The sequence below is a fragment of the candidate division WOR-3 bacterium genome, assembly GCA_039801365.1.
Lineage (GTDB): Bacteria > Hydrothermota > Tepidihabitantia > Tepidihabitantales > Tepidihabitantaceae > JBDRUN01.
Map to the genome: position 1 here is coordinate 25169 of JBDRUN010000005.1, position 19603 is coordinate 44771.

A 19603-nucleotide genomic window follows, 5' to 3' on the forward strand; every position below is an offset into this window, starting at 1 on the left:
CCAAGCCACCTGGGGAACCCAGGACCTCAGGCAAGGTGGCCGACAGCCGATACGGCTTCAGTAAGCGCGTCCATGATTTCCGGCACCGAGCTAGTAGTCCGGGGGCAGGGTGAGTAGTTCCTGGTAGCTGAACACCGGACCATCGCGGCAGACGTACTTGGGGCCAATGTTGCACCGACCGCACTTGCCGATGCCGCACTTCATCCGGTTCTCAAGGGACAGAAACACCTGTTCCGGCCGGAATCCGAGCGCAGCCAGCACCGGATGAGTAAACTTGAGCATTATCGGCGGTCCACACACAAGCGCAATGGCGTTCTCGGCTGAAGGTGCGACCTGTTTGAGGACGTTGGGTACGAGCCCCTCGGTCTTGGGCCAAGTGTCGTTGCCAAGTCTGTCCACGCAGAGGTGAAGTGAGATGTCAGGGCTCTTTTCCCAGTTTCTAATTTCGTCCTTGTAGAGGAGTTCGCCAGCAGTCCGTGCGCCGTATATGCAGGTAATCTTGCCGTAGCTGGGACGGATTTCGGGCCGGAGCAGATGGGCGATAGTCGAACGCAGGGTGGTGAAGGAGAAGCCACCGGATACGATAACAAGGTCTTTGCCCTTGGCTATGTCCAGCGGGTAGGAGTTGCCGAGCGGACCACGCATGCCGATTATCGCACCAGGTTCGAGCTCATGTAAGGCAGTTGTGACTGAGCCGACACGTTTGACCGTGTAACGGACCACCGGCTCATGCGGAGCCGAGGCAATGCCGAAAGGCGCCTCGCCAACGCCCGGTATCGAGAGAAATGCAAACTGGCCGGGCGTGTAGACAAATCCAGTTCGGTCTGATTCTTGGCAGAATGAGAGGTCGAATGTCTTGAGGTCTCGGGCTTCATTCTCGACTGTGACCTTCTCGACCCTCATCGGCATTGGCAAGTACGGATTTGCCGTCATCTATTCCTCCGGGAGCGCCTGAACAAGTGCGGTCACGGTCTCGCGGATATCAATTGCCGATGGACACTCAATAATGCAGCGGCCGCAACCGACGCAGGAAACCTTGCCGACCATATCAACCGTGTAGGAGAACTTGTCCATCACCCGGTTGCGGTACCTGGAGCGGGGCGTGACGCGTGGATTGTGACCTGAGGCGTGCCGGGAATAAAGGCAGAACTGGCATGAGTCCCAGACTCGAATGCGCGCAGTCTGGCCTCTGCGCGTCTCGTCAGTGACGTCAAAGCAGTGGCAGGTTGGGCACAGGAACGTACACGCGCCGCAGTTGACGCAGGGCAGGCACAGGGTTTCCCAGGTGGGATGCTCAAAGCTGCGGTCCAGCTTCTTCTTGAGTGTGGCAGTGTCAATGCGCAATGTTATCGCGGCCGCCGCCTTTTCGGCGAGTTTCCTCTTGGTTGCGATATCGGCTGGCGAGGCTTCGGGCAGGTCCTTCACCAGTGTCTCACCCTTCCCGGTCACCGGCTCGGCCAGGTAGCGTCCGTCAAGGTCGGTGACAAGAAGGTCAGTACCCCTGGTGCCAGTCGGACTACCGCCAACTGCAAGACAGAAACATGTTGCGGCTGGTTCGTTGCAGGCCAGGCTGATGACTGTGGTATGGCTGCGCCGGGCTTGGACGTACGGGTCAGCCGGGCTGTTGCCAGAAAAGAATTTTTCAAGGAATGCCAGTCCGGCGGCATCGCATGGACGGACTCCGAACCAGACCTGTTCGGTCGGCGGCTTGGTACTAGCGTCGGTGCTGTTGCCAGCAAAGCGTAGTAGTGGTTCGGTTTGCGGGAACAGGGCGGCCTTGGCTGGTTGTTTCGTGTTGACTCGGGTCAGGTCAATTTCCCGATAAGAATGAACCCGGCGGAATTCGGTCCAGTTTCTCACACGGGCCGGTGCGTACAGGGCGGCGGTACCGGCCAGCCGGTCAAGCAGGGCGTCGAGTTGCTGCTTTGTCGCCGCACGCGGGTTCACCGGATGAACTCCTGGGGGTCTTCGGGTCTGAACGCAGCGAGCGCTGGCGGCTCGGCAGGGTCCATTCCCGCAGTTGCGCCGAAGCGTTCCTTGACGATGCGGGCGACCTTGCAGTTGAATCGCATCAGGTCAATTCCGACTGGGCATGCACGGGCACATGCTCCGCATTCGACGCAGCGGCCGGCCATGTGCAGTGCGCGCACGATGTGGAAGATGATATTGTCAGAGAGACCGGTGGTTCGGCCTACCCATTGCGGCATGTTGTTGTCTACAAAACAGACCGGGCAATAGCAGTTGGGGCAGACCTGACGGCAGGCATAGCAGCGGATGCAGCGTGCAAGGTCAGAAGTGAGCTCCTGCCAGCGCTCGTCCGGTGACAGCGATTCAAACTGAACCAGCCTGTCTTGTGCGTCTTTTCGGCCCGAGGTCTCGGCAACAGGTTCACCGACCATCTCGTCAAACACGACCGGGTTATGCTGAACACAGGTTGTGCAGGAGTCGCTCAGGTTTTCATCTTCGATTACGCCTGGACACCCGACACCGAGGATATGGATGTTCTTGCGCTCGAGCTGTCCTTCCTTCAGCAGGACCAGAAGCGAGCGGGAGTCGCAGCCCTTAGCCACAACTGCGATCCGGCCTAGGTGTCTGACCCTGAGTAAGTAGTTTGCAAGGTTCGGGCCACATGTTTCATCGAATATGAGTATGTCCGAGTTATCGGGACTTGTGATGAACGCGGGCTTGGCCGGACCGGTGATGCTCCTGCGATAGCCTACAACTACCGCTACTTCCTTGGCGACCAGCAGTTCGCGCGAGCGCCGGCGGAGTGCTTCGGTGCGAGTCATATCGGTTCTTTCACTAGTTTCCGATTCGGGCCGAGTGCCCGTACCTTTTCGGTCACCTCACGCACAACTGCGGCAAATCGCTCGCCCTCGGCAGCCGAAACCCAGGAAAAACTTACCCGACCCGGGTCAATCCCGACGAACTCAAGCAGGTCGTGAAGAACCGCGAAGCGACGCCGGGCCACGTAGTTACCGGTAAGATAATGACAGTCCCCGGGATGGCAACCGGATACCAGAACGCCGTCGGCACCGGACTGCAATGCTTTGAGGATGAAGAAAGGGTCCACCCGGCCTGAGCAGGGCACGCGGATGACACGAATAGACGGAGGGTATTGGATGCGGGAAATGCCGGCCAGGTCTGCGCCGGCGTAGGAACACCAGTTGCAGAGGAACGTCACAATCCGCGGCTGGAAGTCAGAAGGTGGTAAGGGTTCGTCAGGCATAAGGCGAGTGTAAGAATGAGGATTATAGCCCAAGTGTGGCAGATGTCCACCACTGCAGCCGGCGGGCATGCATGTTGATAGTCGGACGTCACGTCATTGCCAAGTCATTTTGCCTTGCTGAAACCCCGAGCCAACTGCAGTGCGTGGGGAACCTGATGGCATCGGAGTTCAACAAGCCGTCGAATACGATGGGAAGTTAACCATGACCCGCATCTGCTTTTCTTGGTAGAGCCCATCATGGGAGCTGGCTACGACCGTAGCTGTCTTGGCAGGGAGGTCGTGCTGGGCGGTGCTGGAGCCGGGGCGTTGGTACAGTAGGCAAACCTAACCCAGTGGCTGTCTTGTGGAGGGACCGGAAACAGAACAGAGCAGCGAACAGACAGGTAGTTGGCGGTTTCGGCACGCCTTGCAGCGAACGATGAGTGGTATGCTGAATAGTTTGACTGAAGCCGCAGTCGAAGCTATCATACTTTCTTAGCATGTCCAATACACATCCTGATGAGGAACTGGTGCGCCAGATTGAGCTTCTGAGCGGACAGAAGGTCACGGACTGTTATCAATGCGGTGCCTGCACCAGTGGGTGTCCGGTAGCAGAGATGATGGATGTGCCACCGTCCAAGGCGATGAGACTTCTGCAGTTGAACAGGGCAGGTGAGCTGCTGGCGTCCAGCGGCATCTGGATGTGTGCCAGCTGTCTGGTGTGCGGCACGCGGTGTCCACGTGGAGTGGACTATGCGAGAGTGGCAGAGGCGTGTCGGGCGATACTGTTGCGGGCTAGAAGTTCCAAGCTGGACCCGGATATGGTATCAGCGGAAGAATGCGAGGATATACCGCAGCAGGCATTTATTGCCGCATTCCGCAAGTTTGCCGGATAGCCATGGGAAGCAGTCGAAGAGGGAGTGGCCGGAAAGGGAGTAGTCAGAACTATTTTTCACTCGCTACTTCCTGCTTCCAGTTTCGAGAGGGAGCGGACGGATAGCCATGAAAAGACCAAGGGTGGGGGTTTTTGTCTGCCACTGCGGCATCAATATCGCCGGCGTGGTGAAAGTCTCGGAGCTGGTAGAGCGGGCAAAGAAGATGCCAGGGGTGGTAGTAGCCCTGGATTACCAGTATTGCTGCTCAGACCCGGGGCAGAATCTTATTCGCGAGACAATCCTGAAGCAGAATTTGAACCGGGTGGTGGTGGCATGTTGTTCACCTACTCTGCATGAGAAGACGTTCCGCAAGGCATGCGCCGCCGCTGGTCTGAATCCGTACCTGTGCGAAATAGCAAATATCCGGGAGCATTGCTCCTGGGTAACCAAGGATAGAGACCAGGCTACGGATAAGGCCGAGGGTATCGTGGCTATGACCGTAGCCCGAGCATTATGGGACGAGTCTTTGGTGCCGGTGGGAGTGCCGGTTACAAGAAGAGCTCTGGTGGTGGGCGCAGGTATTGCCGGAATTCAGGCTGCCTTGGACATTGCCAATGCTGGTTACGAAGTAGTACTGGTTGAGCGGCAGCCACGCATCGGCGGGCATATCAGTGCTCTGACGCGGACCTTTCCTTACCTTGAGCGGGCGGAGTCGGTGTTTGCGCCCAAGCTAGCTGAGTGTGCTTCTCATCCGCACATTAGACTGCTTACTTCTGCTGAAGTGGCTGAGGTGTCGGGCAATGTGGGCGATTTCAGAGTGAAGATACAGCGTAGAGCACAGACAGAGACGGAGCAGGAAATAGAAGAGACAGTGGGGGCGATTGTTTTTGCCACCGGTTATGAGCTTTTCGATATTGCTAAGCTGGCACCGTATGGGGCAGGGCAGGTTGCGGATTTGGTTGATAGCCTTGAGTTTGAGAGACTTTTGGCCGTAGCAATGACCACTGGAGAGTTGAGAAGGCCATCAGATGGCGGGGTGCCAAAGCGAGTGGTGTTTGTGCAGTGTGCAGGTTCCCGGGATCAGGAGCACGGTGTGCCTTATTGCTCCAAGGTGTGTTGTATGTACACGGCGAAGAACGCCCTGGCATACAGGGAACTGGTACCGGATGGAGAGGCGATAGTCTGCTATATTGACGTGCGGACTCCGGGCAAGGGGTTTGAGGAGTTCTACCAGCGGGTAACAGATGCCGGTGTGAAATACTATCGAGGCAAGGTGGCCAGGGTTTTCCGCAACGGTGACAAGGTCAAGGTTCTGACTGCAGACACTCTGGCAGCAGCAAAACTGGAGTTAGATGCCGACCTGGTGGTTCTGGCTACAGCCATGGTTGCAGACCCGTATGGGGTGGAACTTGCCCGCAAGTTGAAAGTGCAGGTAGGCGCTTCCGGGTTTCTGAGTGAGGCACATCCCAAGTTGAGACCGGTAGAAACGTTAGCCGGCGGCTTCTTTCTTGCCGGTACCTGTCAAGGCCCCAAAGACGTATTCGAAACTGTGGTGCAGGCTTCTGCAGCCGCAGCCAAGGTGCTGGCTCTTTTCAGTCAGGACAAGCTGTATCACGAACCGACTATCGCTCAGGTGGACGAAGCGGTTTGCGTGGGATGCGGATATTGTGAGAAGACGTGTGCCTATTCTGCGGTGAAGGTGGACGAACGACGACGAATTGCAGTGGTGAACCCGGCCTTGTGCGAAGGATGCGGTGCGTGTGCGGTGGCGTGTCCTTCCGGCGCAATGACGCACCGCAACTTTTCCAAGCGTAGTATTGTGGAAATGGCAGAACAGGTGTAGCAAATGAGTTCTGATATCAGGCCACAGGTCGACAAGCCGGCGAGCCCGGAGAAACCGGTTGGTGCGGTGCTGGTGGTAGGTTCTGGTATCGGCGGTATTCAGGCGTCACTGGAGCTGGCTGATGCCGGGTTCAAGGTGTATCTTCTGGATGAAGCGACTGCCATCGGCGGTGTGATGGCTGGTCTGGATAAGACTTTTCCCACCAATGACTGCTCGATGTGCATTCTGGCGCCAAAGCTTGTGAGCACGGGAAGACATCAGAATATTCAGCTTCTGAATTACTCGGAGCTTGTTGCGCTGGAGGGTGAGCCAGGCCGGTTTCGTGCGCGCATCAGACACCGGCCCCGTTACGTGTTACTGGACAAATGTACCGGCTGTATGGATTGCACCAAGGTGTGTCCGGTGCACGTGGTGGATGAGTACAATCAGAAGCTATCTGAGCGCCGCGCCACCTACAAGCTTTACCCGCAGGCGATTCCGAACGCGGTGGCGATAGAAAAGAATGAGAAACGGGCACCGTGTCGGCTTGCCTGTCCCGCAGGGGTGAACGCCCAGGGGTATGTGGCACTCATTGCCGAACGCAAGTTCAAGGAAGCTTACGACCTGGTGCGGGAACGGCTGCCGTTTCCAGGTATCTGCGGACGGGTGTGTCATCATCCGTGCGAAACAGAGTGCAACCGCAAGGAGTTTGAAGGCCCGGTGGCTATCAGGACGCTTAAGCGGTTTGTTGCCGACCGGGCAATGGCAGAGAGGTCTGAAAGGTCGGCCAGACCAGACAAACCCGAGGAGCGCGCGGAGAGGGTGGCGGTTGTCGGCGCAGGGCCGGCTGGCTTGACCTGCGCTTTAGACCTGCGGAACAAGGGGTACAAGGTCACAGTGTTTGAAGCGGCAGACAAGCCGGGCGGAATGATGCGGTACGGGATTCCAGCGTACCGTCTGCCGCGGGAGATTATTGATGCCGAGATTGCTGATATTCTGGATACAGGCGTGGAGCTCAGAACTAATTCACCCATACGAACTCGGCAGGAACTGGACGGACTGCTGAGTGATGGATACAAAGCGGTATTTCTGAGCCTGGGTTGTCAGAAAAGCCGAACTCTCAAGATACCGGGGATGGAGCTGGAAGGAGTTCATCTGGGCGTAGAGTATCTGCGGGCGGCGAGCGAAGGCCGGCCGTTGCCTACCGGGAAGAAAGTGGTAGTAATTGGTGGCGGTAATGTGGCGGTGGATGTGGCGATGACGGCGCGGCGGTGCGGAGCCGAAGATGTGACAATGGTATGTCTGGAGTGCCGCGAAGAGATGCCGGCATTTGAGTATGAGATTGAGGAAGCTCTGGCTGAGGGTATCAAGATAAACCCTTCTTGGGGACCGCAGGCAATTCTGGGCAGGGAGGGTAAGGTTACAGGCCTGGAAACAGTGGAGTGCACGCGCGTATTTGATGATGCAGGCAGGTTCAATCCGGAGTTCAATACCTGCAACACCGGGTTTGTGGCAGCGGATACAGTGATACTGGCCATCGGTCAGGCTGTTGATGCGGATGGGTTCGACGGGTTTGAAAAGGGAGCAGGCGGTGTCTTCAAGGCTGACAAACTGACGCTTGCTACCAATGTGCCGGGAGTGTTTGCCGGCGGAGATATGGTATCCGGTCCCGCATCGGTGATTGAAGCCGTGGCTGCCGGGCACGAAGCGGCGATTTCCATTGACCGGTATATCAGAGGAGAAGACTTGTCCGCGGGGAGGGAGAAACCAAGGTACGAGTCAGCCTCGGCAGAGGAATCTGCGGCCGTGCGGGCAAAAATTCTTCGCCAGGAGAGGGCCAAGGAACCGGTGATTCCTATTGACAGGCGTCAGGACTTTGTCCAGGAGATTGCACTGGGCTTTGATGAGGAAACCGCGGTGGCTGAGGCAAAGCGTTGTCTTGCCTGCGGAGTCTGTTCGGAATGTATGCAGTGTGTAGCCGCGTGTGAAGCCAAGGCAATTGACCATACGATGAAGCCGACGGAAAGCGAGCTTGAAGTTGGAGCTGTGGTGCTTGCCACCGGTTTCAAGGAATACAAGCCGACGGGTGAATTCGGTTACGGCTACGGCCGTTATCCGAACGTTGTCACCAGCCTTGAGTTCGAGCGTATTTTGTCTGCGTCCGGGCCTTACGAGGGGCACGTGAAACGACCCTCGGACGGGAAACAACCCAGGAAGATAGCTTGGATTCAGTGCGTGGGTTCGCGCAATCAGGAACACTACTACTGTTCTTCAGTCTGCTGTATGTTTGCGACCAAGGAAGCAGTGATTGCCCGGGAACACTGTGGCGGTAACTTGGAATGTCATATCTACTTCATGGATATGCGCTGTTTCGGCAAGGATTTCGAGAAGTATTACGAGCGGGCACATCAGGAGTACGGAGTGCAGTTCCGGCGGTGCAAAGTGAGCGCGGTGGAAAGAAAGGGCTCAAAGGGTGGCGAGAACGAGAACCTGCTCATCAGCTACGAAGATGAGAATGGCTTATTGAAACAGGAAGAATATGATATGGTTGTGGTATCCAGCGCGCTGATGCCAAACCCTAGGTCGGTGGAACTTTGCCGGAAATTGGGGGTTAGCCTAGACGAGCAGGGCTTTGTCCGCACCGACCCGTTCCGGCCGATGATGACGGACCGGGAAGGGGTCTTTGCTTGTGGAGCGATGACCGAGCCCAAGGATATTCCCGAAACTGTTACCGAAGCGACTGGCGTAGCGGCCGCGGTAGGTTCGATGTTGGCCCGTAGCCGCAATACACTGGTCTCGGCTAGAGTTTATCCACCCCAGCGCGACGTATCAGCCGAAGAGCCGCGTATCGGAGTGTTTGTCTGCAACTGCGGTATCAATATCGGTGGCGTAGTCAAGGTAGGGAGTGTGGTTGAGTATGCCCGGACTTTGCCGAATGTGGTGTATGCAGAAGAGAATCTGTTCACCTGCTCGCAAGACACCCAGCAGAAGATTCGCAAGGCAATTGAGGAATATAGACTCAACCGGGTGGTAGTAGCGTCATGCACTCCGCGGACCCATGAGCCGTTGTTCCAAGAGACACTGGCTGAGGCTGGTCTGAATCCGTATTTGTTCACAATGGCGAATATCCGGGACCAGTGCTCCTGGGTGCATATGCAACAGCCGGAGGAAGCGACGCGAAAATCGCAGGAACTGGTAAGGATGGCAGTGGCTAATGCGCGGCTGTTGCGACCACTGGAATCTTACCCGCAGCCGATAACCCAGAGAGGACTAGTTATCGGTGGTGGGCTTGCGGGTATGACTGCGGCGCTGGCTATCGCTGAGCAGGGGTTTGAGGTATATCTGGTTGAGCGCGAGGAAAGACTGGGCGGCAAGTTGCGGCGGATGCGCTACAACGAAACCGGCGAGGATATAACTGACTTTCTTGCTCGGCTGGATAAGCAGGTGCGGGATAATCCACGCATAAAGCTTTTCACTTGGGCAGAGCTGGTGTCGGTGTCGGGTTATGTCGGGAACTACAAGACCAGAATCAAGCATCCGGGCGGCGAGACAGAGTTGGAACATGGCATATTCCTGGTAGCCACCGGTGCAGAAGAATACAAGCCCACTGAGTATCTGTACGGCAGGGATGCACGAGTGAAGACGCAGACCGAGCTGGAGGATATGGTGGCCGGGTCGAGCGATGAGTTACGTAATGCCGAATACATAGTGATGATACAGTGTGTGGGTTCGCGTGAGCCGGACCGTCCCTGGTGTTCACGCGTCTGTTGCACTGAGGCGGTGAAGAATGCGCTGCGTATCAAGCAGCTCAACCCCAAGGCTAACGTATATATCCTCTACCGTGACATGCGCACCTATGGTTTCAAGGAGGCGCTGTATCGGGACGCACGGGCATCGGGCGTGATGTTTGTCAGGTTTGACCCGGAAAGCAAGCCGGAAGTGACGCAACAGGATGGCAACCTGCATGTCTCGGTATATGACCCGGTGCTTCAGCGCCGGTTGGGTATCAATGCCGACCTGCTTGTGCTTTCGACCGGGGTAGTACCGCCGAAGACGAATTCGGCTCTAGCGCAACTGCTCAAGGTGCCGTTGAATGAAGACGGGTTTTTCCTTGAGGCACATATGAAACTGAGACCGGTGGATTTCACCACCCGGGGCGTGTTTATGGCCGGAATGTGCCACAGTCCGCGCCGGATTCCTGAGACAGTGGCGCAGGCGTATGCGGCTGCGGCCCGGGCGTGTACGATTCTTTCTCACAAGGAGCTTTCCACTGAGGCAGTGGTGGCGCAGGTGAATCCGCGCTGGTGCGTGGGCTGCGGTGTATGCGAGGAGACTTGTCAGTATGAGGCGGTGCGGGTGAATCCGGAGACCGGTAAGTCAGAGGTAACGGCAGTTCTATGCCAAGGCTGTGGCGCGTGCGCGGCGGCCTGCCCATCGGAAGCAATCAAGCTCAAGGGATTTGAAGCAAAGAACGTGATTTCGATGGTGGACGCGGCGTTACAGGAGGTCTGACATGTCTGATCAGTCTGACTTCGAACCAAAGATAGTAGGGTTCCTGTGCAACTGGTGTACTTATGCCGGAGCAGACCTGGCTGGCACTTCGCGCATGCAGTATCCGCCGAATATGAGGCCCATAAGGGTGATGTGTTCAGGTTCGGTTGATTCGGTGTATATCCTGCGTGCGCTCCTTGCTGGTGCAGACGGCGTTTTCCTCGGCGGCTGTCATCCGGGAGACTGTCACTATGTCTCGGGCAACTATAAAGCACGGAGACGGATGGTGCTGTTTCGGTCTATTATGCGGTCACTTGGTCTGGATGAAGACCGGGTTTGGCTACGTTGGATTTCTGCGGCCGAGGGCAGAAAGTTCGCCGATACGATGACCGAGATAACCGAGTATCTGAAGAAGAAGGGGCCGAGTCCGTTCCGCGGTCAGTGGGATGTGTAGCATGGCGATGAATAATCATCAGAGCGGTTTTCTGAAGGTCCAGAACCAGAATCCAGAGGAGACTCTACGCCAGGTGTTCGCCGGATGGCTGCGGGAGCACAAGCTGACGGCGATTCTGGCCCCGGCGCTTTCCTCTGCTGGCAGTGCGACACTGGCACTTGTGTCCGAACCAGAAAGACTTGCGAGCGTGCTGCCCTTGCTGCCGGCGATGGCGGTGAACGCTGCTTCGGTGGTGCACGAGATTGCCGGAGGTTCAGGGGCCGGCGAGACGGTGGGACTATTGTTGCGTCCGTGCGAGTTGCGGGCGGTGGTGGAGTTGGTGAAGCTCAGGCAGATACTGACTGACAGCCTGGTACTCATTGGTATTGACTGTCCAGGCACTTACCGGGCAGCAGGTTTTCGGGAACTGCGCCGGGACGACGCAGACTTTGATAATAAACACGTCCGCAACCAGCAGGAATATGTGTCCAATGTGAACTTCCGCACCGCTTGCCAGATGTGCGAATTTGCCAAGCCTCTGACCTTTGATCTGTGTATTGGCTGGCTGGGTATGGACCCGGACAAAGAGTTGTTCCTGGAGGCTGCAACCGAGAAGGGCAAGGGGTTACTTGAGAATTTGGAATTGAGCGTGGCAGCAGAGCCTGAAACAAGAAAGCAGTATCTGACCGAGCACGCAAGAAAGCGGCAGGAGCAGACAAGGGAACGTATCGAGCAGATGGACAAGCAGATAATGGGCGTGGAAAACCTTGTCCGCTATTTTGCCGACTGCCTGAATTGCCACAACTGCATGAAGGTATGCCCGGTGTGCTACTGTCATGAATGCTTCTTTGATTCTGATACTTTCAAGCGTGACCTGGACGAACACGTGCGGGCTTCCAGGCGCAAAGGGTTGAGCCGAATGCCCTCTGAGACGATGCTGTTCCATTTGACCAGGATGAATCATATGATGACTTCCTGCGTTGCCTGTGGGATATGCGAGGATTCTTGCCCGGTGACTATCGGGCTGGCAACCCTATTCAAGAAGGTATCCCAGAATGCGCAGCAGGAGTTCGACTATTTGGCAGGCCGGAGTCTGGAAGAACCGCTACCGCTGACTACGTTCCGGGAAGATGAGTTCAAGAAGGTAGGAGAAGAGTAAGAGATGAAGTCAGAAGCCAGCGGTGAAGGGCCAGCAGCCGAAGTCTCTGCTCAAACAAGGGTAGTTGAGGAACTGCTGGTCAATAACCTGGATATGGATTTCCGGGACAGGCTGGTGGCAAAGGCAGGGGATGCGGGGTTCATGCATTGCTTGGCGTGCGGTTCCTGTTCTGCTTCTTGTCCGGTGCGCAGGCTGGAGGAGAAATACAATCCTCGGCGTATCATCCGGATGGCGATAATGGGGATGAAGGAAGAGGTGTATGCTTCTGAGTTCGTCTGGATATGTTCTTACCACTCAACCTGTCTGCGTCGGTGTCCGCAGGGTGTGAGCATCGGCGCAATCGCAGACGCCGTGGTGCGCATGGCCGAGGAAGGACGTAGGGGCCTGGTTACAGGCTCGGAACATACCACGTCCACTGGCCAGGTGGTTACGCCAGATGAATCTGGTCGTACGTTCAAGAGGAAGGTGATGAAGAACGTTCCTGAATTGGGCCGTTGCTTTGTCTGCGGTTCCTGCACCGCGGTATGTCCGGAGACATTGATGGACCCTATGAAAGACCCTCGGGCATTTATCCGCAAGGTGAACCTTGGCCTTGCTCGTGAGGCGATGGCCGATGAGTTCAAGGACATTTGCGCCACTCATTTCCGTTGTCTTTCTCGCTGTCCGCAGGGCGTGAACATAGCGAAGATAATGAACGCCATACGGGAATTGGCAGTTGAGGACGGCTATGCATACCCAGAGACGCTTGCGGCACTCGAACGCACAGAAAAGAATGTAATGATTTGAACTCAGATGTTTGATTCGTTGAATCCGGGACAGAAAAGGACGGGTGCAGTTCTGGTTATCGGCGGCGGCATCGGCGGCGTGCAGACAGCGCTGGATTTGGCAGATTCCGGTTTCCGGGTGTATTTGACTGAGCGCCTGCCGGCTATCGGCGGCGTGATGGCGATGCTGGACAAGACCTTCCCAACGAACGACTGTTCGATGTGTATTCTGTCGCCCAAGCTGGTGGCCGCGGCCAGGCATCCCAACATCGTGCTGTTCACCCTGACCGAGGTTCTTGGCATCGAGGGTCAACCGGGCAATTTTGCAGTGCGGCTCCTGAAGCGCGCCCGTTTTGTCAACCTGGACAAGTGTACCGGTTGCGGTGATTGTCTGGCCAAGTGTCCGGTGAAGCTGCCCAACGAGTTTGAGGGCAGGTTGTCAGAGCGACGTGCCATTTATCGGCTGTATGCGCAGGCCGTACCCAATGCCCCTATGATAGACCGGGAGTACTGCCTGAAGCTGACTAAGGACCGCTGCGGTGCGTGTGCGAAGAATTGCAGGGCCGGAGCGATTGATTATGCCCAGCACGACACAGAGGTAACTATTCGGGTTGGTTCGGTCGTGGTTGCTGCCGGGTCGGAAATTGCGCCGACCGCGCTGCGGCCGGAATACGGCCACGGGCGATACAAAAATGTGGTCACAAGTCTGGAGTTTGAACGCATTCTTTCAGCCTCCGGCCCTTATGGGGGCCACATTCGACGTCCGGCCGATGGCAGAGAACCCAAGAAAATTGCCTGGCTGCAATGCGTGGGCTCGCGCGACGAGTCGGCAGAGAAAGGTTACTGCTCCGCGATGTGCTGTATGTACGCGGTCAAGGAAGCAGTTATCGCCAAGGAGCACATGGCATCAATAGAGCCGACGATCTTCTATATGGATATGCGTTCCTACGGTAAGGATTTCGATAGGTACGTGGAGCGGGCCGAGCAGCAGTACGGGGTGAGGCCAGTCCGGGCGCGAGTCCCAGAAGTCCGTGAGGACCCAAGAACCAAAGACTTGTTTGTGCGCTTTGCCGGGGACAATGGCCAGCAGTCGGAACGATTCGATATGGTGGTTCTTTCCTGCGGGCTGGTGCCGCCGTCCCGACTCCTGGAGCTTTCCCGAAAGCTGGACATAGAGCTTGACCGTTTCGGGTTCGCTTCCGGTTCTCTGTGGGAGCCGGTGGGAACGACGCGGTCTGGTATCAGCGTAGCCGGCACATTTTCTCAGCCGATGGCGATACCGGAGACAGTCACCGAAGCCTCGGCCTCGGCCGCAACCGCAGAAGGACTATTGGCTGATGTGCGGGGTGCACTGGTGGAAGCACAGCCTTCGCCGGTTGAACTGGATGTCAGGGGTGAGCCACCGCGCATTGGTGCTTTTATCTGTCATTGTGGCATCAATATTGGTGGGATTGTCAATGTGCCGTCGGTGGTGGAATATGCCAAGACCCTACCGTTTGTCGTGTATGCCGAGGAGAACCTGTATTCCTGTTCCGGCGATACTCAGGAGAAGATAAAGGAACGCATCAAGGAGCACCGGCTGAACCGCGTAGTTGTAGCATCGTGTTCTCCGCGCACGCACGAGCCGTTATTCCAGGCCACTTGCGTCGAGGCGGGCCTGAATCCGCACCTTTTCACGATGGCAAATATTCGGGATCAGTGTTCCTGGGTGCATATGAAGGAACCGGAAAGGGCGACCGAGAAGGCGAAGGAGTTGGTTCGGATGGCCGTGGCCCGGGCGGTGCGGCTGAGTCCGTTACCGCGGGTCAAGCTTCCGGTCACCAAGTCAGCGCTGGTCGTAGGTGGTGGCATCGCCGGTATGGCTGCGGCGCTGGCAATTGCGGACGAGGGATTCGATGTGTGCCTGGTTGAAAGAGAAGCAGAACTTGGTGGTAATGCGCGGCAGATTCACAAGTCGGTTGGCGGCGAAGACGTACAGGCTGAGCTCGGGGAAATGAAGGGGCGAGTAGGCAAGCATCCGCGTATCAAGGTGCTTATTGGAGCACAGATCAAGAGTATCGAAGGTTTTGTGGGAAACTACAAGACAACGATAGAGCTCGCCGATAAGTCTGAATTCTGCTACAGTCACGGCGTTGTGGTCGTTGCTACCGGTGCGCAGTATCGTACTCCGAGTGAGTACCGCTACGGGGAAACTCCAAACATCATCACTCAGCGAGAACTGGAAAGACAACTGGCAGTTCAGCGTACGAGTTCTTCCTCCGGACGTGTGAGGCTCTGGTCAGCTGGTAACTCTGTGGTAATGATTCAGTGCGTTGGTTCCCGCGAGCCTGGGCGTCCCTATTGTTCGCGTGTATGCTGTGCGGAAGCGGTCAAGAATGCAATCGAGCTGAAGGAGTTGAGTCCGGATACGGATGTGTATGTCCTTTACCGCGACATCAGAACTTACGGAATGCGTGAGGAATACTATCGCCAGGCACGCGAGCTGGGTGTGGTGTTCATTCGCTATACACCAGAGAATAAACCTGAGGTCAAGCTTGTTGAGGGTAAGCCGATTGTGCTGACGTATGATCCGATCCTGGGTCGAAGGCTTGAACTCAGACCTGACTGGCTGGTACTGAGCACGGGTGTCGTGGCGCAAACCGGCTCAGAGGAACTGGCCAAGATGCTCAAGGTGCCGCTGAATGCCGACGGGTTCTTCCTTGAGGCGCATATGAAGCTGAGACCGGTAGATTTCGCGACTGAAGGCGTGTTCATGGCCGGGATGTGCCACTTCCCGAAGTTTATTGACGAATCCATTGCCCAAGCCAGGGCTGCTGCGGCCAGGGCGGCTACGGTATTGGCGCGCGAGTTTATTGAGTCTGAGGCAACGGTGGCACATGTTGACCAGACCCGTTGTACTGCCTGCCACATGTGCGAGACGCTCTGTGCGTACCGCGCCATCGAGGTTAAGACTGTGAATGAGACATTCGGCATCCAGGCCGCGGTAGTCAACGAGGCGCTGTGCAAAGGATGCGGCGCGTGCGTGGCCAGTTGTCGGTGCTCGGCCATAGACCTCAGGGGATTTACCAACGAGAACATCAGCCGCGAAATTGAGGCACTGCTCAACGTGTAGTCCTCACCACCCGTTGACCGGTAATGTCAGCCGGCATTTGCTTACGCCAAGTCAGTCGCCTATAATATGGAAATGAGAACCATCAGATTGAGAACTAACATCGACAAGGTCGTGATGCTTTCGGTGCAGGGTAAGGTGAGCTATCCTTCGGGAAGCCGTGGCCACGGAGTGGATGCGGACGGCAGGCCGTTTCTATTGCCGTCCATTGGCGGCATTTCCTATAACGTGAAGGTCGGAGACCCGGCGTTCGGCTGGGCCGGAGACCACATCGAGCCGGGGGTTTCCTGCATTGCGGACTGGGAGAAGCGGATGGACCATCCGAATACCTCCTTCCACTTCTACTCATGCATCGGAAACGAATGCCGGGTGGTGACCGGTGAAGCCAAGGGCGCAAAGGGGGTCGTTACCGGACATCATGGTGGAGCCGAGCATGTACTAGTTGACTTTGCTGACGCGGTTCTTGAGAAGCTTCAGATGGAGGATAAGTTCCTTGTGCGCGGATATGGTCAGGGGTTCAAACTTCTTGACTACCCGGAAGTGCAGGTGACGAACCTTGACCCCGGGCTGTTCTTCAAGATGGGCGTGCGCGATACTGGCGGCAAGCTTGAGGTCCGGGTCGCCGCGGTCGTGCCCGGATACCTGATGGGTTCGGGTGTGGGTTCACGTTCGATGGGTACCGGCGACTACGATGTGATGACCACCGACCGCAAGGAAATCGCACGGCTCGGTCTGGACCGGCTGCGGTTCGGCGACATCGTCGCAATTACCGACCATGACAACGTTTACGGCCGATCTTGGCGCAAGGGGGCGGTTACGATTGGCGTCGTGGTTCACTCAGACTGCGTCGTGGCCGGACATGGGCCTGGTGTCACGACGGTTCTGTCGGCAGCAAGGCCGCTGATTGCTCCGAAGCTAGACCCGCACGCGAATATTGCCGAGATTCTGAAAATCGGCCGGTTCCGGCCAAAGCGCGGAAAGTAAGACGACAACAGGAGGAAGTGTGAAGTACGTCTGTGCAATTGCCGTATTGTTTACGGTCATGACAGGCCCGGTTCTTGCCCGGCCTGGCCACCACTACAACATGGGTCCGGTGCACCGGTTCTCGCCTGTGCCAACCGAGGAGGCGAATCTGGTCACTTTTGCCAACGGCTGGGTGATTGATACCCAACAGGGCGAACCGAATTTGCCAGAGGACCTGTGCATCGAAGCGAACTCGGCCGATGAACTCTACCATATTGTTCAGTTCACTGGCCCGATAGACCAGCAGTGGTTCAGGACGCTTGCATCAGCCGGCATCCGCTCGTTCGGTTACTTGCCCCAGTACGCAGTGCTGGCCCAGCTCAATGCGGGACAGCGTGAGTTCGTGGCAGGCCTGCCGTTTGTCAACTGGGTCGGCCTGTTTCAACCGGTGTATAAACTTGAACTCGACCTGCTCGGTAAAACTGGTGTGCGTCGGTTCTCGGTTGTGCTCATGCCTGATGCGGATGCAACCGCAGCTACCCGACTGGTCGAGGATTGCGGCGGCGAAGTTCTGCTGGTTGACACGTCCTGCCCAAGCACGACGATGGAGGTAGTGCTGGACACTCGCCATATACCAGAACTGGCCAGGCTGAACGATGTGTTGTGGATTCAGGCATGGTCTGAGCCTACAACGTGTAACAATTCGGCTCAGTGGGTGGTTCAGGCCGGCTGGCTTGCAACCGCACCACCTGATACAAGCCTGACCGCACGCAAAGTCTGGGCCAACGGTGTGCGGGGCCAGGGCGTGATTCTGTCAGTGCATGACACCGGGCTCAATACCGGTCACAACATGTTCAAGGACCCGGCACTATCTATTACTCCACCCGGAATCTGGCCCACCCACCGCAAGGTTGTTGCCTATAAGCGGTACGGAACCGCAGATGCGAGCGAAGGCCAGTATCACGGCAGCCACGTAAACGGCACGGTCGCAGGCAACGATTCAGTCATGGGAGGAACGAGTTACTACGACGGTATGGCCAAGGATGCCCGGCTGTATTTTGTGGACTTGACCAACGGTACGAGCTTTGTGGTCAGCTCCAACCTGTACACTGTGTGGGACACGGTCCATGCCGGTCGGGGGTTGCCAGATTCGCTGCGACCTATCTGGCAGGCGTCCGGTTCGTGGCGATACTCGAACTCACAGGGAACCTACCTGCTGCAGGATGCATCGACCGACCAGTTCGGCTGGGAGCACAAGGACTTTCTGAATATCTTTGCCGCGGGCAACGAGGGTTCGACTGCGCGTACTGTCGGCAACCCGTCTCTTGCCAAGAGTGTTCTTACCATCGGCGCGGACAGTAATGGTACGAAATCCAACAAGATAGCGTCGTTCTCAAGCCGGGGTCCAAGCCAGGACAACCGATACAAGCCTAACATCATGGCGACTGGTGTGAACCTTTACTCGGCCCAGGCTGCGCCTTCGACCAACGGCTACAGCTCGATGTCCGGTACCTCGATGGCGACGCCGACCGCGAATGGAGCGGTCGGACTCATGCGCTGCTACCTGCAGGAGGGCTTTTACCCGACGGGCGTGTCAGAACCCGGGAACCGGTTGGTCTATAACTCGGCCGCGCTCCTGCGATCGATGGCGATTGCTTCGGCTGACCCAAATGTCGGCTCCTATACTGTTCCGGACTACAACATCGGTTGGGGCCGGGTCAACGCCGAATCGGTGCTGTACTTCGCCGGTGACCTGCGCGAGCTCTTGCTCTGCGACGATACCTTTGGTCTTGCAACCGGCGAATACAAGGAGCAGACTTTCCGGGTGGCTTCTTCGATTCCGCTACGGGTCTGTCTTGCCTGGACCGACACCGCGGCCGCACCTAATGCCAATCCGACGCTCGTGAACGATCTGAATCTCGAACTCACTTCACCGGGCGGCACCAAGTACCGGGGCAACCAGTACACATCAGGTCAGTCAACGCCCAACCCGACAAGCTGGGACAACCGCAACGTTGAGGAGTGCTGTCGGGTCAATTCTCCAGATGCCGGGCTTTGGACGATCAGGGTCTATGGCCAGAACGTCCGAACCGCTCAGAAACAGTGGTTTGCTTGGACCATTACCGGTGATTTGAGTACGCAGGTTGTGCCGGGTAAAGACGTGGGCGTGCGGACGATAGTTCGACCGGTGGGCCAGGTGGACTCTGGCAGCGTGGTGGTGCCATCAGCCGAGATCGAGAACTATGGCAGTACCGATGAAACGGTTCTTACCGAGTTCCGTATCGGTACAGATTATACCGATACACTGACGGTTCTGGTGCTGGCCGGTCAACGGAGCACGGTTTCATACAAGGCCTGGACCGCAGGAACGGTCGGAACGTTCCCGGTCCGCTGCTCTACGGCGCTTGCTGGCGACACATTCCCGGCAAACAACTTCCTAGTGGATACAGTGACGGTCGTGCCCCTGTCTGGTATTGCCGGGCCGTCTGAGCTGCCTAGGGTTTACAGCCTTGCCAACCCGGTTCCGAATCCAGTGAAGTGGACAGCCCGGATTCGCTTCGGGCTGCCAAGGCCGGGACATGTTAGGGTTTCGGTATATTCAGTACTCGGAACGCTCATCGAGACACTGGCTGATGAACCGTTACCTGCCGGCTATCACGAATTAGTCTGGGACGTCTGCCAGGTCCCTGGCGGCATCTATTTGCTGCGCCTTGAGGCCGGGGATTACACGGCGACACGCAAGTTCGTGCTTGACCGTTAGTGCTGAAGGGATTTCCTA

13 protein-coding genes are annotated in these 19603 nt (G+C 56.9%); 9 read left to right on the forward strand and 4 right to left on the reverse strand.

Going from position 1 to position 19603, the window contains the following annotated elements; all coding sequences use genetic code 11:
• Positions 1–90 precede the first annotated feature (90 nt).
• The 4 genes from ABIL25_01610 to ABIL25_01625 are packed head-to-tail and all read right to left on the reverse strand — an operon-like array spanning position 91 to position 3229.
• Positions 91–933, reverse strand: a complete 843-nt coding sequence (locus tag ABIL25_01610) for an FAD/NAD(P)-binding protein (protein ID MEO0080972.1) — start codon at positions 931–933, stop codon at positions 91–93.
• Positions 934–1947 (reverse strand): 4Fe-4S dicluster domain-containing protein, encoded by a 1014-nt coding sequence (locus ABIL25_01615; GenBank protein MEO0080973.1) that lies wholly within the window; start codon positions 1945–1947, stop codon positions 934–936.
• On the reverse strand, positions 1944–2789 hold the full coding sequence (locus tag ABIL25_01620) for a 4Fe-4S binding protein (GenBank protein MEO0080974.1): 846 nt from the start codon (positions 2787–2789) through the stop codon (positions 1944–1946). The genes ABIL25_01615 and ABIL25_01620 overlap by 4 nt, the downstream gene beginning before the upstream one ends.
• The gene (locus tag ABIL25_01625; GenBank protein MEO0080975.1) at positions 2786–3229 is read right to left on the reverse strand and encodes a hydrogenase iron-sulfur subunit; all 444 of its coding nucleotides are present in this window, start codon (positions 3227–3229) and stop codon (positions 2786–2788) included. Before ABIL25_01625 ends, ABIL25_01620 begins: the two co-directional genes overlap by 4 nt.
• Before the next feature lie 479 nt (positions 3230–3708).
• Between ABIL25_01625 and ABIL25_01630 the strand changes: the two genes are divergently transcribed.
• From ABIL25_01630 to ABIL25_01670, 9 genes are all read left to right on the forward strand, one after another.
• The gene (locus tag ABIL25_01630; GenBank protein ID MEO0080976.1) at positions 3709–4104 is read left to right on the forward strand and encodes a 4Fe-4S dicluster domain-containing protein; all 396 of its coding nucleotides are present in this window, start codon (positions 3709–3711) and stop codon (positions 4102–4104) included.
• Positions 4105–4210: 106 nt separating this feature from the next.
• A complete protein-coding gene (locus tag ABIL25_01635) occupies positions 4211–5926 on the forward strand; it encodes a CoB--CoM heterodisulfide reductase iron-sulfur subunit A family protein (protein ID MEO0080977.1) in 1716 nt (571 codons plus the stop codon).
• 3 nt (positions 5927–5929) lie between these two features.
• Positions 5930–10417, forward strand: coding sequence for an FAD-dependent oxidoreductase (locus ABIL25_01640; GenBank protein ID MEO0080978.1), 4488 nt, complete (start codon positions 5930–5932; stop codon positions 10415–10417).
• A 1-nt stretch (position 10418) separates the two neighbouring features.
• Positions 10419–10850, forward strand: a complete 432-nt coding sequence (locus tag ABIL25_01645) for a hydrogenase iron-sulfur subunit (GenBank protein MEO0080979.1) — start codon at positions 10419–10421, stop codon at positions 10848–10850.
• A gap of 7 nt (positions 10851–10857) precedes the next feature.
• Positions 10858–11988, forward strand: a complete 1131-nt coding sequence (locus tag ABIL25_01650) for a 4Fe-4S dicluster domain-containing protein (GenBank protein MEO0080980.1) — start codon at positions 10858–10860, stop codon at positions 11986–11988.
• A gap of 3 nt (positions 11989–11991) precedes the next feature.
• Positions 11992–12774, forward strand: coding sequence for a 4Fe-4S dicluster domain-containing protein (locus ABIL25_01655; GenBank protein MEO0080981.1), 783 nt, complete (start codon positions 11992–11994; stop codon positions 12772–12774).
• A gap of 6 nt (positions 12775–12780) precedes the next feature.
• Positions 12781–15864 (forward strand): FAD-dependent oxidoreductase, encoded by a 3084-nt coding sequence (locus ABIL25_01660; GenBank protein MEO0080982.1) that lies wholly within the window; start codon positions 12781–12783, stop codon positions 15862–15864.
• A 72-nt stretch (positions 15865–15936) separates the two neighbouring features.
• Positions 15937–16845 (forward strand): DUF4438 domain-containing protein, encoded by a 909-nt coding sequence (locus ABIL25_01665; GenBank protein MEO0080983.1) that lies wholly within the window; start codon positions 15937–15939, stop codon positions 16843–16845.
• Between the two features lie 19 nt (positions 16846–16864).
• Positions 16865–19585, forward strand: a complete 2721-nt coding sequence (locus ABIL25_01670; protein MEO0080984.1) for a S8 family serine peptidase — start codon at positions 16865–16867, stop codon at positions 19583–19585.
• Positions 19586–19603: the final 18 nt, after the last annotated feature.

Coding starts and splice junctions, on each gene's coding strand:
- ABIL25_01610 (MEO0080972.1), bottom strand. CDS start 933: ATGACGGCAAATCCGTACTTGCCAATGCCGATGAGGGTCGAGAAGGTC.
- ABIL25_01620 (MEO0080974.1), bottom strand. CDS start 2,789: ATGACTCGCACCGAAGCACTCCGCCGGCGCTCGCGCGAACTGCTGGTC.
- ABIL25_01625 (MEO0080975.1), bottom strand. CDS start 3,229: ATGCCTGACGAACCCTTACCACCTTCTGACTTCCAGCCGCGGATTGTG.
- ABIL25_01630 (MEO0080976.1), top strand. CDS start 3,709: ATGTCCAATACACATCCTGATGAGGAACTGGTGCGCCAGATTGAGCTT.
- ABIL25_01635 (MEO0080977.1), top strand. CDS start 4,211: ATGAAAAGACCAAGGGTGGGGGTTTTTGTCTGCCACTGCGGCATCAAT.
- ABIL25_01640 (MEO0080978.1), top strand. CDS start 5,930: ATGAGTTCTGATATCAGGCCACAGGTCGACAAGCCGGCGAGCCCGGAG.
- ABIL25_01645 (MEO0080979.1), top strand. CDS start 10,419: ATGTCTGATCAGTCTGACTTCGAACCAAAGATAGTAGGGTTCCTGTGC.
- ABIL25_01650 (MEO0080980.1), top strand. CDS start 10,858: ATGAATAATCATCAGAGCGGTTTTCTGAAGGTCCAGAACCAGAATCCA.
- ABIL25_01655 (MEO0080981.1), top strand. CDS start 11,992: ATGAAGTCAGAAGCCAGCGGTGAAGGGCCAGCAGCCGAAGTCTCTGCT.
- ABIL25_01660 (MEO0080982.1), top strand. CDS start 12,781: ATGTTTGATTCGTTGAATCCGGGACAGAAAAGGACGGGTGCAGTTCTG.
- ABIL25_01665 (MEO0080983.1), top strand. CDS start 15,937: ATGAGAACCATCAGATTGAGAACTAACATCGACAAGGTCGTGATGCTT.